The sequence below is a fragment of the Acinetobacter sp. ATCC 27244 genome (assembly GCF_000156555.1).
Classification (GTDB): domain Bacteria; phylum Pseudomonadota; class Gammaproteobacteria; order Pseudomonadales; family Moraxellaceae; genus Acinetobacter; species Acinetobacter haemolyticus.
The window spans coordinates 55532-69230 of the sequence record NZ_GG665957.1; the positions used below are offsets into that span (position 1 = coordinate 55532).

Consider the following 13699-nt stretch of genomic DNA (forward strand, 5'->3'; position numbering starts at 1 on the left):
CTGATTTGTTATCGAGATAACTACAGTCGTGTGGTGGAGTAATGTAATACTGTAAGTCATTTAAAAGGGACTTGGGTTGATATGATTTCATGAATCTGTCCCTCCAAGGTGTTCATCCGTTAACCGTCTAATTTTTTAAAAACTGCTATTGTTTTACTTGAAAATACACGTTCTTGATAACTTTTCCAATTGATAGGGGGGGCAATAATTACATCTTGTAACGATTTTAGATAAGCTTGGCGAGAAATTGTACTCGCGCCTAGGCTTAAAAGGTGGTCATTGACCAGTTGACAGTCTATCCATGGCATGTGATTTTCTTGACCAATTAGCATCAAAGTGTAAAAAGCCATTTTAGAAACATCGGTTTGAGTGCTAAACATGGACTCACCAAAACAGCCTTTGCCAATACTTACACCATATAAACCACCAACAAGTTGCTCTTGCTGCCAAACTTCAACGCTATAGGCGTAACCTGCGTTAAACAATGCACAATAACCTTGAATGATATCTTGACTGATCCATGTTTCGTCTGCATAACTTCGTGGCAGTGAGCAGGAACGAATGACATCTTTGAAAGCATGATTGATGGTAATTTGATAATCATGCTTCTTCATATTGCGAAGGAGTGATTTACTTGGTTTATACGCATGTGGTTCGATGATGCAACGAGGTTCTGGACTCCACCAACAAATGGGTTCGTCTTCATTAAACCAAGGAAATAAACCATGTGTATAGGCTTCAAACAACGTAGCAGGGGAAAGGTCGGCACCAATACAGATGAGGCCTTGACCTTCAGGGTCAGCTTCAATGGGGTTTGGAAAGATAAACTCGGACGGAGGAAGTTGTTGCATGATTGAAGTAAGTAAATAATGACATGCTTAAACTATCTGAATGAAGCAACGTTGACAATCAGTTAGATTGCCAACGAAGATGGAACGATGTGATTAGTTCAAATTGTCTAAATATTTTTCTGCATCTAATGCAGCCATACAGCCTGAACCTGCTGAAGTGATTGCTTGGCGATAGATACTATCTGCTACGTCACCAGCAGCAAAAACACCTTCAACTGAAGCCGCTGTTGCATTACCTGCTGTGCCACTATGCACTTGAATGTATCCATCTCTCAAGTTAAGTTGACCTTCAAACATACCTGTATTTGGCTTATGTCCAATCGCAACAAATAAACCTTGAACTGGAATATCTTGAGTGCTTGAATCTTGAGTCGATTTAATACGAACTGACGTTACACCAGTTTTATCACCGAGCACTTCATCAACTTGATGGTTCCAAATGATACTGATTTTGCCTTCTTTTTCTTTAGCAAAAAGATGATCTTGCAAAATCTTCTCAGAACGTAAGCTGTCACGACGGTGAACTAATGTTACATGCGCAGCAATGTTAGATAGGTAAAGTGCTTCTTCAACAGCGGTGTTACCACCACCGACAACCATTACATTTTGGTTTTTATAGAAGAATCCATCACAAGTCGCACAAGCACTTACACCTTGACCCATAAAGGCAGCCTCAGACTCAAGACCTAAATATTGTGCAGTTGCTCCTGTTGCAATAATCAGCGCATCACATGTGTACTCTTCCATATCACCTTTTAAAACGAATGGGCGAGTTTTAAGGTCTACTTCATTGATATGATCATAGACAATCTCTGTACCGAAACGTTCAGCATGAGCCTGCATACGCTCCATGAGTACAGGGCCTGTTAATCCTTCTGGGTCTCCAGGCCAGTTATCAACTTCAGTGGTCGTTGTAAGTTGACCACCAAGCTGTAAACCAGCAATCAGAGTTGGTTTGAGGTTAGCGCGTGCTGCATATACAGCTGCACTATAACCAGCAGGACCAGAACCCAAAATAATTAACCGTGAGTGACGAGCGCTCATTAAAGAACATCCTTTTTATATTGAAACTGCTAAAATTATACGTGAAACCAAAGACGAGTGGGTTAAATCGATTAGGATAATATTGATTAACTTGATCGAATTGGGCTATATCATTTCTGACGAGCAGATTATTGCAAAAATACGTGTCGGAAATGTGAATAGCTCCCGATGTTAACAACAACAGTAAACAATCGTGCATCTTTTTTGTAAGAACGAGTGCATAATATTAGACTTATTGATTAGGGCTGTTATGGCCTTAAGTAATATACCAACAAATAACGAATTGGGTTACAGGACTGTATATGACTGCGGTGTCAAGTGTTTATGCACAACGCTTTTTAATGACATTATTTTTGATTTCTTTTGGCATTTATTTATTTCTTGCCACAGTAACCTATACACCATTTGATCCAGGCTGGATGCATATATCCAGTGACACTCAACATGTTTCAAATGCAAGTGGTGTGGCGGGTGCTTTGATCGCAGATTTACTCTTTGGTTTCTTAGGCTGGGCGAGTTTGTTACTTCCATTGTTTCTATTCATAGAAGCGATTCAAGTTTGGTGGCCGAGAAGTTTTTTGAACCGCCCATTTCGTTACGCAGCACAGTTTTTCCTAATTCTGTCCATCTCTAGCCTTTTGTATTTATATTGGAATACACCTGCTGACACTTTAGATAATGCTGCTGGAGGGATTATTGGTTATGAGTTGGGGCAGAGTTTATCGCAAACTTTGACTATCTACGGGGCAACCTTATTCTTATTGGTTTTTAGTGTCATATTGTTGACCTTAGCGTTTGGGATCCAATGGGACAAAACATGGAGTGTATTGAAAAAAACGCCTGTGTATTTGCAGGATTTGTTTTACCGAAATGTTCCTCAAAATGAATCTGCGTATGACCGAACGGAGCAATTGGCTACAGTTGGTAAGACTGAGACAAGTACGCTCACCAATAATGCTATAGATTCAGCAGCGTTAGAAGCTGATCAAACTATCAACAATAATGATGCAGACATGATTGTTGATCAGTCAATAAAAACAGATGATCGTCATCAACAGCTTGCTGAAAGATTATTTGCAGATGTTGCTGCAAAAGAATTAGGGCAGCAGCGTGTTCAACCCCAACAAGAGCCACAAAATGAAGATTTTGAACAAACCCTGCAACGTGCACATCAATTGGAAACAGAGAGTCAGCGCTTGATTCAGACAGGTGAAGTTTGGCGTGCATTACAAAGTGATGATGCGAATCATAAACAAGAAATTGATGCGCTTCTCAGGGCTGCTGAAGATGATATGAATCCTGCTGCTGAACTTTCTGCACAACCACAAACAAGACCAGTCATTCAGCAAAGTCATCATCAGGGATTAGATTGGAACGATGATCAAATTTTTGATGAGTTACTTGCTGCTGTGCCGAATAGTAAGACAGCAACAGATGCGCATACGCCATTTACACAACAAGAAACCTCTTCAAATAATACAAGCTCTCATATTGATGAAGTTGAGTTTGATCATGAAATCAATGCACTAATTACTGAGTCTGAAAAAGCAACAGTAGCAATGCCTCATAGCGCTCCTGTGCAAAACACAATTCAAGATGATAAGCATGTTGAAGCAGGAGAGGATTTCGATGATTTTAATGATCTTCTTGTCGATGAAGATGGTGAAAAATCAGTTTCTCAAGCAACAAGTTACGCACAATCATCTGCATTTGTAAAAGCACCGATCGATGTAAATAAGCCGAAAGAGGCGTTATCTAAAGAAGCCTTTATTGAAGCTTGGCAGGAAACTGCGGGTAAAACTGAGTCTGATTTAGATGTCGATATGGATGATGACTTTGATCTCGATGCGCCATTAACAGATGCTTTTGGGCGTCCTATGTCGCGTGCGATGCAAGTGGCACAAAAAAGACGTGATCTTCCAACATTACCAGGTTTAGAATTGCTGGATGAGGTTGATCCAAATAAAAAAGTAAACTTTACTGCCGAGCAATTGGCTCGTTTGTCTGAGCTGCTAGAAATTAAATTACAAGAATTTAATGTTAAGGCTCAGGTGGTTGAAGCTCAACCTGGTCCAGTCGTAACACGTTTTGAACTTGATTTAGCGCCTGGTGTTAAAGCATCTAAGGTTACTAATATTTCTCGTGATTTGGCGCGTTCAATGTCGATGGCATCGGTACGGGTTGTAGAAGTCATTCCAGGCAAACCTTATATTGGCATTGAGGTTCCAAACAGCACGCGTGAAATGGTGCGTTTGATTGAATTATTGACGATTCCTGCTTTTACCGATCCGAATAGCATTCTTTCTATGGCAATGGGTAAAGACATCTCAGGTAATCCTGTTATTGCAGATTTGGGTAAAGCACCACATATGTTGGTTGCGGGAACCACAGGTTCAGGTAAATCTGTTGCGGTTAACTCGATGATTTTATCGATGTTATTGAAATATACACCAGACCAACTACGCTTGATTCTTATCGACCCAAAACAGCTTGAATTAGCCAACTACAACGACATTCCACACTTATTAACACCTGTTGTAACTGATATGAAAGATGCTGTCAGTGCATTGAACTGGTGTGTTAATGAAATGGAACGTCGCTATAAATTGATGTCATTCTTGAAAATTCGTAAATTGAGTGACTATAACCGTAAGGTTGAAGAAGCGATTGCCAATGGTGAGGATTTGATTGATCCGACTTGGAAGCCGAGTGATTCTGCAACTCAAGAACGTGCCCCACGTTTAACTCCATTACCATCCATTGTGATCGTTGCCGATGAATTTGCAGATATGATTATGCAGGTTGGTAAAAAGGCTGAAGAAATGATTACCCGTCTTGCACAAAAATCTCGTGCAGCTGGTATTCATTTACTGCTTGCGACTCAGCGACCATCTGTAGACGTGATTACGGGTTTGATTAAGGCGAATATTCCTACACGTGTTGCCTTGCGTGTGAACAGTAAAATTGACTCACGTACGATTTTGGATGCAGGTGGGGCAGAAGACCTGCTTGGGCATGGTGATATGTTGTTCTTGGGCCCTGGTAAAATTGAACCTGAACGTGTTCACGGGGCATTTATCAGTGATGATGAAGTGAACCGTATTTGTGATGCATGGCGTGAGCGTGGCGAGCCAGACTATGTCGATGAAATCTTAACACCATTTGATGAAGAACCAAGTTCTCGTGGTTTTGAAGATGGTGATGGAGATCCAAATCGAGATGCATTGTATGATCAGTGTGTTTCGTTTGTCCTCGAAACGCGTAAAGCTTCGACTTCATCGTTACAACGTAAATTTAGCTTAGGATATAACCGTGCAGCGCGTATTATCGACCAAATGGAAGAGAATGGGATTGTTAGCGCGATGGGTGCAAATGGAAAGCGAGATATTTTAGTGTGATTTTATTTTAATGATAATAATCCACTATGAAAGCCTCAGTTTTGAGGCTTTCTTTTTTATATTTGTTTATTTTTATATGGTAAAAATCACATTTTTTATTTAAGCTTGGCCTTTAAAATCTCAACTTTGAGGTGAGCCGTGTTAGTTGCATTGAGTACACTAATTTTTATTCATTTTTGTGCATTAATTACGCCAGGGCCAGATTTCTTTTTGGTTTCGCAAACTGCAATTAGCCGTTCTCGAAAAGAGGCGGTGCTGGTGGTATTGGGTATTTGTATCGGCGCAATGCTCTGGTCGCTTCTTGCTTTGATGGGGCTCAATATCATCTTTGAAAAAATGGCTTGGCTGAAACAAGGTCTTTTAATCGCAGGTGGTTTATATCTGTGCTGGCTTGGTTATCAGATGCTACGTTCTGCTTTTTCTAAAAATAATCAAACAATAAATCCAATTACCCTACCACAATCCCCATATTTGTTTTTTATGAAAGGTTTGTTGACTAATCTTTCAAATCCGAAAGCCATTATTTATTTCGGTAGTGTATTTTCTTTATTTTTAACCAATCCCTTATTTGATCAACATCATTCTCTGCTTTTTATCATTGTTTCAGTTGAGACAGCATTGTGGTTTACGCTGGTTGCTTTTGTTTTCTCATTACCTGCATTTCGCACTGCTTATCAAAACTTTGCCAAATGGATTGATGGTGTTTCAGGTGGAATTTTCACGCTGTTGGGTGTCTACTTGATTGGAAGTCGATAGTTCCAATAAAAAATGCCTGCATGATGCAGGCTATTTTTTTTAAGCAAATTTCGCTAAAACTTCTAGGAAACCATCTTTTTGGCGAGGAAATTGTGCAATCACATCATGAATGCGTTGTCCTTCAGGATTGGTGGCGTTCAAATCACGACCATCAGCTAAAAACTTGACAATCAAACGCTCATAATCATTTGGACGCATATGTTTGAATGCATGATAAAGCACATGAAAGTCAGCATTTACACCCGTTGGAGGAAGTTGGTTAAGGTAGGCAAAAACACGCTCATCTGACCATTCTTCATTGAAAGTTGCTGGCTGTGATAATGCCATATCAATCTCCTCAGTTTTAAAATAATAAAGGCAAAATACGAGGCTGGATTTGCAAAGCAACGCTTTGCTCAGCTGCAAGGTATTTTGCCTTTATTTACAAAAAATCGCTAATGAAAAAACTTCTATCGATCTTCAGGTAAATTGATATTCATTTCTAACATTTCGATGTTTGCTTCTGAGCGGACTTGCATTTGAATATGCTGCTCATCTACACCACGCACATAGCGACTTACCACTTGCATGATTTCTTTTTTCATTTGGTCGATTTTGTCTTGGCTTAAACGACGACCTAAACCTTGTTCAGATGCAACGATCACCTTTAAACGGTCTTTAGCAGTTTGTGCACTTGATGGTTTTTCATCACTACTAAATAATTTACTCCAGAATCCTGCCATCATTACGCTCCAAATAGTCTAGCTAACCAACCTTTTGGCTGTACTTCAATGTGTCGATAAGGACGTTCTTCACCGAGGAAACGCGCGACTAAATCATCATACGCTTGACCCGCTTTTTCTTCTGAATAAAGAATAACAGGTTTACCTTCATTTGATGCTTGAAGTACGCTTGGGCATTCTGGAATGACACCTAATGTTGGTACACGTAGGATATCTTTGGAAATGTCATCAATTGTCAACATTTCTTGTCGATCGGCACGTTCAGGGTTAAAGCGTGTAATACATAAATGCTTACGGATTCGCCCTTCATTTTGTTCAACTTTTTTGGTTTTGCTATCTAGCATACCAATAATACGATCTGAGTCACGAACCGATGAAATCTCAGGGTTGGTTACGATGATCGCCTCATCTGCATGATACATGGCTAAAATTGCACCACGCTCAATACCAGCAGGTGAGTCACAGATGATGTAATCAAACTCTTGCGATAGTTCATCAATGACACGTGCGACACCTTCATCACTTAAAGCATCTTTATCACGTGTTTGTGAAGCTGGCAGAATGTATAAGTTTTCAATTTCTTTGTCACGGATGAGTGCTTGTTGCAAGCGAGCTTCATTATTGATGACATTTACAAAATCATAAACTACACGGCGTTCGCAGCCCATGATCAAATCAAGATTACGTAGACCTACATCAAAATCAATCACAACAGTTTTATGACCACGTAGGGCTAAACCTGTTGCAAAAGATGCGCTTGTTGTAGTTTTACCTACACCACCTTTGCCTGACGTTACGACAACAATTTTGGCCACCGAATCCACTCCTATTTATGGTCATACACCCCTGAAAGGGCTTTTTTGGTGTTTATAAATTAAAACTGCAAGGCTTCGAATTCAAGCTCTTGCTTGTTATTTAAATAAATATGTACTGGCTTTCGAATCATATCTTTAGGAATATCATCTGCCACACAATAGGTCCCTGCAATAGAAACCAATTCTGCTTCAAGCGAATTGCAAAAAATGCGTGCTGACGTATGTCCACCTGCACCAGCAATGACTCTACCACGAGCATTACCATAGATGTGAATATTTCCAGACGCAATCACTTCTGAACCACTGTTCATGCCTGCATTTAATATAATATCGCCTTGATCTTGTACTAAACATTGTCCAGTACGCAAAATCTCATCATGATAAGAGGTGATTTGCGCGCTAGCTGTATTTTTTTGTGGTGTTTGTATTGCAGCGTTATCTGGAACATCTTTGGCTTGATGAGCAATGACTTGCTCTTTCGATGCTTTGATACGCTGTAAAGGCTGGTCAGCAGGTAAAACAGGGAATTGAATGGCGCGTGCTTCATCACCTAAAACTCCGTCAATGACCGCCATAGGTTGTAAGCCAAGATCAATCAGGAGTTGAATGAGTGCAATCAGCTCTTGCTCAACGGTGCTGTCTATAATGACCAAAGTTCCTAAATAGGAACCTTCATTTAATGTGCTTGTTAATTGCTGTCGGATCGCATTGTGGTCATTTGTGTCGAATACCAATCGACTAAAATTCACCATTCTGCCCGTAATCCGTATATCAGCCATAATGTATCCTTCAGGGCTTTTAAGCACTCTAGTGTGTTATAAATAAAAGCAAATGCTAGAACAAATTACATCAATTCTCTAGCGTGATTAGTAAATTTTCTTGTAATCATTCCGCTTTTTTGTGCAATTGATCATTTTCAGAGAGCATTTCCTGCCATTGTTTTACTTGAACTTGTTTTTGTATTGCATCAATACTTTCAAAAACCACTGATTTGACTAGCTCTTCTAAATGTTGGTTATCAATATTGATCTCACTGACCTTTTTAGCAATCAGTTGGAAATTTTCATTGGGTTGTTGTGGTGAACCCGCAGTGAAAGGTTCAATTAAGCCAGCACTGATGTTTTCGCCCAAACGCTGTCCAATACTTTGGATTTGTTGCTCTATACGTCCACCAACGATTGGGATTAGTCTCAACAACTGTGTCAACTCTGGCGTATCTTCAATGGCTTGATTCACAATTTCGCCTACTTTCTTTGTAATCACGGGTTGCTGCTGTTGTAGTGCAGTTGCAAGTGACTCTTGTAGTAAAGAAGAAAGGGTGGTGACAAAGAGCTGTCGGTGATGATCGACGAGGTTGTGAATGGTGTTTTGATGACTGTTATTGGTTTTTAACTCATGTTTTACACCATCAAGAACGGTCAGTACCACTCGATCAGATAGCTCCTCCATGACGACACGATAGTAAAATAAAAGTGTACGTTGTATTTTTTCTGGAATGACCTGATAACCCATTTCATATAAACGATAGGCAATAATTCCTGCACGAAATAATCGTAAAAAACGTAGAAATGGAATAATCGCCAAAATTTCATAAAAATGTATGAATGGAAACCACCACCAGCGTGCATGATGTTTATAGATAATAGCAACAATCCAGCGAACCACTAATTCAGCGATGAGGAAAATAATAAACCATGCTTCGGTGGTAATTACCCAAGGGTGCAGATAGCTTCGGTAGAATTCAAGAACATTGGGAAGGTGGATTTGTTGAAATAACCACTCTCCCAATGAACTCATCAGAAACAGGTTCATACCTAAGCAGAATAAGTTGAACACAATAATAAACACCATAAAGATGTCATAGATCAAAAAAAGACGAAAAGCCCAACTATTTTGATCGACACGGTGGTATTTAGACTTGGGTTTCGTATTCTGCTGAACCATCTTGTTACTCTACCTGTGGAGCTGTGGCGTATTTTGCTTTTATTTCACTAATCAGTTGATCTTTTTCAGTCCAGATTTGATCAACCCATTTTTGGAAGCGTTCACGGTATTGAGGATCATCTTCATAATCCCCACCAAGTACCCAGTCTGGGATCTCAATTTTTCGGATATCTACCGCAATTTGGGAAACACCACCTAACCAAAAATCACTATATTCTGGTGCGCCATCAGGATAAACAATGGTCATATCAACAAAGGCATCAATTTTATCACCTAAAATATTTAACGCTAACGCTAAACCACCTGCTTTAGGTTTCAGAAGATTTTTATAAGGTGACTGCTGTTGAGCATGTTTTTCAGGTGTAAAACGTGTACCTTCTAAATAGTTGAGCAAAGTAAATGGTTGACTTAACAGTTGTTCACACGACTTACGCGCCTCAAGCATATCTCTTGATTTAAGTTCAGGATTTTTTGCGATTTGTTCTTTGGTGTGACGTTTCATCATCGGGAAGCCTAGAATTTTAAAGGCCTGACCGACGAAAGGAATAAAAATCAGCTCCCACTTGGTAAAAAAACGTGTAAGTGGCATACGATTTAAACCAAAATACTGATTTACAGTGGTATCTACCCAACTTTGATGATTACACATCATCAAATAACGACCTTGTAGGTTAAGATCAAGCTTTTCATCGATGCTGATGTCCCACTTTAGGTTAGGTAGTACACGCTCAATGAGTTGATTGTTTATACCAATCCAGCTATTGGCAAGTTGGATATTGGTTTCATCTACTTTTGCTGATTTTTTAAATAATTTAGTCAAACCTAGAGCAAGCACGGGTGGGCCATGCAAAAACGTACTTCCGGTGATGACAGAACTAACAGTTAATCCCTTACCGATTTTTTGCAATAAGGATGCTTTGTTATTTGCGGTAGACATAAATCGAACCTTGAGTGCAGCTGTTTTTGAAAAGAAGATGTTCCAACTATAAACAACAGAAATTGAAATACAACCGTATATTTGACGAAGTGACAATTTTTATATCTTTCTTTGGTTTAGTTGGGTTAGGCAAGTATCCATCAGGGGTATAAGACTGCAATATGAATACATCATAAGTTATACAATTACATCGAAGCGATTTGATAGCATTTATAAATAAGCACAAGAGAATAACAATGGAGAAAATGTGGTGCTTTATGCAAGTAAAATGCATCAAAGTATTACAAAAATATAAATAAACCGTTTATTATTAACAAAATATCAATGGTGCGCTGTTATTTTTTCATTCATTATTCACCGAGACAACAAAATACATAGACAGGAGCTACGCAATGCGTGCATTAATGATTTCAACACTCGTAGGGGCTGGATTGGTTCTTTCTGGTTGCCAAACTACAGGTAATAATATTGGCGGCGTAGAATATGATAAAGCTGCTTTAGGCGCATTGATTGGTGCTGCTGCAGGTTATGGCGTTTCTAAAGGAAATGCAAACACAAGTAAGCAAAATAACCGTGCTGCGGCAATTGGTGCGGTGCTTGGTGGTGCTGGCGGTTTATATCTTGACAATAAAGAGAAAAAACTTCGTCAACAAATGCAGGGTACTGGTGTAGATGTTGGTCGTAATCCAGATGGTTCTGTTCAATTGATTATGCCTGGTAGCATTACATTTGATACAAATAAATCAAACATCAAGCCTAACTTCTATGCAACTTTAAACAAAGTCGCTCAAGTTTTAGGTGAAGATAACCAAAGCGCGATTTTGGTGACTGGTTATACAGACAATACAGGTAATGACTCAATTAACATTCCTTTGTCACAAGCACGTGCTCAATCAGTTAAGAACTACTTAGCTGGTAAAGGTATTGCTTCAAATCGTATTGATGCACAAGGTTATGGTTCATCAAACCCAATCGCAGACAACAGTACTGCTGCGGGTCGTGAACAAAACCGTCGTGTTGAAATCAGCATCTATGCAAAACAATAATTAGTTTTGACTAATTTAAAACCACCTTCGGTTATTACTAGTTAAGTAATATATATAAAATATATAAAAAAGATCCCTACTTGGGATCTTTTTTATTCTTTAAAGAATACTTTCATATCAATTTTACTAGTAAAAAATATATAAATTATAAAAACTCAATTACAAAATATAAGCCAAAATGCATTTTCCTATACAAATGGACACTAAGCATTATAAATAATGATTCCTAATTAAAAGGATCACCTAATATATTTTCAGAACCAAAAATTTCTTTTAACTTATTTATTGAATCTTCAGACAATAACTGTGTAAAGACTAAAGTTAAATTGTGTTTTGCCCTAGAACAACAAACGTAGAAAAGATTACGATATTTTTCAAATTTTTCTTCTTCTCCATTAGGCACACCATTTTTCATCCATAGCAGTAGTTTTTCCCAATCATACTGATTCCAACCTCGACCAAAAATTACCAACACATTATCAAACTGTGCACCTTTAACACCGTGTTTTGTTGAGAATGGTGTCTTTTCTTCTATATACTCTCCCAATTGTATGACTTCATCATAGCTTATTGCTTTAAATTTTGTGTATTTTGATTGAAATTCTATATCTTTATTTGTTTTCTCTTTTTGAGTTTTAGTCAGTATCTCTGTAAACTTTATTTCATTTTTTTGAACTGAAAAAGGTATAGATAGAATATCTGCTTCTTTGATTTTATTTAAACAGTTTTGAACACTTGATGCTCTTCTAATATTTGATAGCTCTTCAAAATGTTTAGCCCATTTTCCTTTATCACTTTGGCATTTTAAATTAGGGTTCTTTTGCCCTAAAATTTGAAAGACTTTCCCAAAGTTTTTGTCATTAAATGCCAAAATACTTGGTTCTAAAATATCTAAAAAAAACTTTATGTAAGGATCATTTTTTTTTAGATAGTCATCTGAATATTTAAAACAATCAGCTAAATTTTTAAAACCTTGTTCAGTTGCAATTAAATTATTCGTTAAAAATAAAATTTTCGTTTTTACAGGATTACTTAAATCCCAACCATCTGCTAACATTTTATTTTTTACTTGATCTATATATGCTTTAGTTTCTTCTTTTGGTAAATCTCCCTGCCAATGATTTGCAGTCAGTCTTTTTCCATCCCAGCTATTAGAATGAAATACTTTAATAGTACCTTGTGAACATGGGTTATACTCATTTTGAGGTAATTCACTACGTATTCTATTTAAACAAGCAACAATATTTTTGTCAGATCTAAAATTTGCATTTTTATCAATGCCAACAATCTTGCCACTTGGGCTATTTACCAAGCCGCATGCATCTTTACCATAAATTTTTTGCCAATGATCTCCAAAAAAGCCGACTAAGACACCCGAATCGTTCTCAATTAAATAGTTAACAATACTAGTTGCCAAATCTTGATTTGTATCTTGATATTCATCAATAAAAATAATTGGAAATTTATTTTTTAGATGTTTTTGAAATTTACCAAGTTGGAGTAATTTAGACATGCATTTAATTACATCATCATGATGTAAATAGGCCTCAGTCTCTGTTAACCTCATAATCCCTAAGTCATATTTAACTATCTGATTAGTTATAGATGTAATTTGAACTTTTGATCTCCACTTATCATCAAGATCAGCAAGAATATTTCTTAGATTTACTTGAAAAGGTTGAATTAGCTCCCAACAGAATGCATGAATAGTATCCGCATAAATTAGAGGATGATTATCTGTGCGGTTTAGAATTTCATCCTTCGCGACATTAGTATAGGTTATACAAGCAACTCTCTTGTCAGCGAATTCAGCAGATTTATTTTTGATGATATATTTTAAAGACTCAATTAAAGAATAGGTTTTCCCAGCCCCAGCACCCGCTTCTAATCTAAAACAATGCCTGTTATCAATACATTGCTGAATTTGACTTAATGAAATCAGTGACGCTTGTTCAGCAGGATTTAGCTCAGCATTCATCTTTAAATCACCTTCTGAACTAAATTATTATCTAGTTTATCTAATGCTAAGGAGTTTTCACCCTTAGACAACCAAATTAGCCCATCTACAATATATTTCGGCACTAACCATTCTGTTTCATCGATTGCAAATTTAATTGCAAAATTAGATTTACTTTTTTTCCCAATAGCTTTAGCTTTTTTAAATACTGATTTTTCTAGAAGGTGTG

Annotated in this window: 13 protein-coding genes and 1 pseudogene; 3 read left to right on the forward strand and 11 right to left on the reverse strand. The window is 37.8% G+C overall.

The window, feature by feature from the left end; genetic code table 11:
- The 3 genes and pseudogenes from HMPREF0023_RS16550 to trxB form a co-directional block, all read right to left on the reverse strand.
- A pseudogene (locus HMPREF0023_RS16550) lies at nucleotides 1-91 on the reverse strand (arginyltransferase); the annotation flags it as partial.
- A 28-nt stretch (nucleotides 92-119) separates the two neighbouring features.
- On the reverse strand, nucleotides 120-851 hold the full coding sequence (aat, locus tag HMPREF0023_RS09575) for a leucyl/phenylalanyl-tRNA--protein transferase (RefSeq protein ID WP_008941978.1): 732 nt from the start codon (nucleotides 849-851) through the stop codon (nucleotides 120-122).
- Between the two features lie 93 nt (nucleotides 852-944).
- Nucleotides 945-1895, reverse strand: coding sequence for a thioredoxin-disulfide reductase (gene trxB / locus HMPREF0023_RS09580; protein ID WP_004638192.1), 951 nt, complete (start codon nucleotides 1893-1895; stop codon nucleotides 945-947).
- Between the two features lie 302 nt (nucleotides 1896-2197).
- Between trxB and HMPREF0023_RS09585 the strand changes: the two genes are divergently transcribed.
- Together HMPREF0023_RS09585 and rhtC are read left to right on the forward strand one after the other, a co-directional pair.
- A complete protein-coding gene (locus HMPREF0023_RS09585) occupies nucleotides 2198-5293 on the forward strand; it encodes a DNA translocase FtsK (RefSeq protein WP_008941979.1) in 3096 nt (1031 codons plus the stop codon).
- Between the two features lie 138 nt (nucleotides 5294-5431).
- Nucleotides 5432-6049 carry a threonine export protein RhtC gene (gene rhtC / locus HMPREF0023_RS09590; protein ID WP_005081559.1) on the forward strand — a complete coding sequence of 206 codons (618 nt, stop codon included), beginning with the start codon at nucleotides 5432-5434 and terminating at the stop codon, nucleotides 6047-6049.
- Between the two features lie 39 nt (nucleotides 6050-6088).
- On the opposite strand, the gene HMPREF0023_RS09595 is transcribed toward rhtC, so the two are convergent.
- The 6 genes from HMPREF0023_RS09595 to HMPREF0023_RS09620 all read right to left on the reverse strand — a co-directional run bounded on the left by HMPREF0023_RS09595 (nucleotide 6089) and on the right by HMPREF0023_RS09620 (nucleotide 10467).
- Nucleotides 6089-6376: a PA4642 family protein gene (locus tag HMPREF0023_RS09595; protein WP_004638195.1), complete on the reverse strand. Its 288-nt coding sequence runs from the start codon at nucleotides 6374-6376 to the stop codon at nucleotides 6089-6091.
- A 122-nt stretch (nucleotides 6377-6498) separates the two neighbouring features.
- Nucleotides 6499-6771, reverse strand: a complete 273-nt coding sequence (gene minE, locus HMPREF0023_RS09600) for a cell division topological specificity factor MinE (protein ID WP_004663449.1) — start codon at nucleotides 6769-6771, stop codon at nucleotides 6499-6501.
- Nucleotides 6772-6773: 2 nt separating this feature from the next.
- Nucleotides 6774-7586, reverse strand: a complete 813-nt coding sequence (gene minD / locus HMPREF0023_RS09605) for a septum site-determining protein MinD (RefSeq protein WP_005081560.1) — start codon at nucleotides 7584-7586, stop codon at nucleotides 6774-6776.
- A gap of 59 nt (nucleotides 7587-7645) precedes the next feature.
- Nucleotides 7646-8365 carry a septum site-determining protein MinC gene (gene minC / locus HMPREF0023_RS09610; protein WP_005081563.1) on the reverse strand — a complete coding sequence of 240 codons (720 nt, stop codon included), beginning with the start codon at nucleotides 8363-8365 and terminating at the stop codon, nucleotides 7646-7648.
- 106 nt (nucleotides 8366-8471) lie between these two features.
- Nucleotides 8472-9530 carry a hypothetical protein gene (locus HMPREF0023_RS09615; RefSeq protein ID WP_008941981.1) on the reverse strand — a complete coding sequence of 353 codons (1059 nt, stop codon included), beginning with the start codon at nucleotides 9528-9530 and terminating at the stop codon, nucleotides 8472-8474.
- 4 nt (nucleotides 9531-9534) lie between these two features.
- Nucleotides 9535-10467, reverse strand: a complete 933-nt coding sequence (locus tag HMPREF0023_RS09620; RefSeq protein WP_008941982.1) for an acyltransferase — start codon at nucleotides 10465-10467, stop codon at nucleotides 9535-9537.
- A 392-nt stretch (nucleotides 10468-10859) separates the two neighbouring features.
- On the opposite strand from HMPREF0023_RS09620, the gene HMPREF0023_RS09625 reads away from it, so the two are divergent.
- On the forward strand, nucleotides 10860-11513 hold the full coding sequence (locus HMPREF0023_RS09625; RefSeq protein WP_017396750.1) for an OmpA family protein: 654 nt from the start codon (nucleotides 10860-10862) through the stop codon (nucleotides 11511-11513).
- A gap of 226 nt (nucleotides 11514-11739) precedes the next feature.
- On the opposite strand, the gene HMPREF0023_RS09630 is transcribed toward HMPREF0023_RS09625, so the two are convergent.
- Together HMPREF0023_RS09630 and HMPREF0023_RS16755 are read right to left on the reverse strand one after the other, a co-directional pair.
- Complete coding sequence (locus tag HMPREF0023_RS09630) at nucleotides 11740-13491, reverse strand: UvrD-helicase domain-containing protein (protein ID WP_008941984.1); 1752 nt, start codon at nucleotides 13489-13491, stop codon at nucleotides 11740-11742.
- Between the two features lie 2 nt (nucleotides 13492-13493).
- A partial coding sequence (locus tag HMPREF0023_RS16755; protein ID WP_008941985.1) for a hypothetical protein occupies nucleotides 13494-13699 on the reverse strand: 206 nt, incomplete at its 5' end.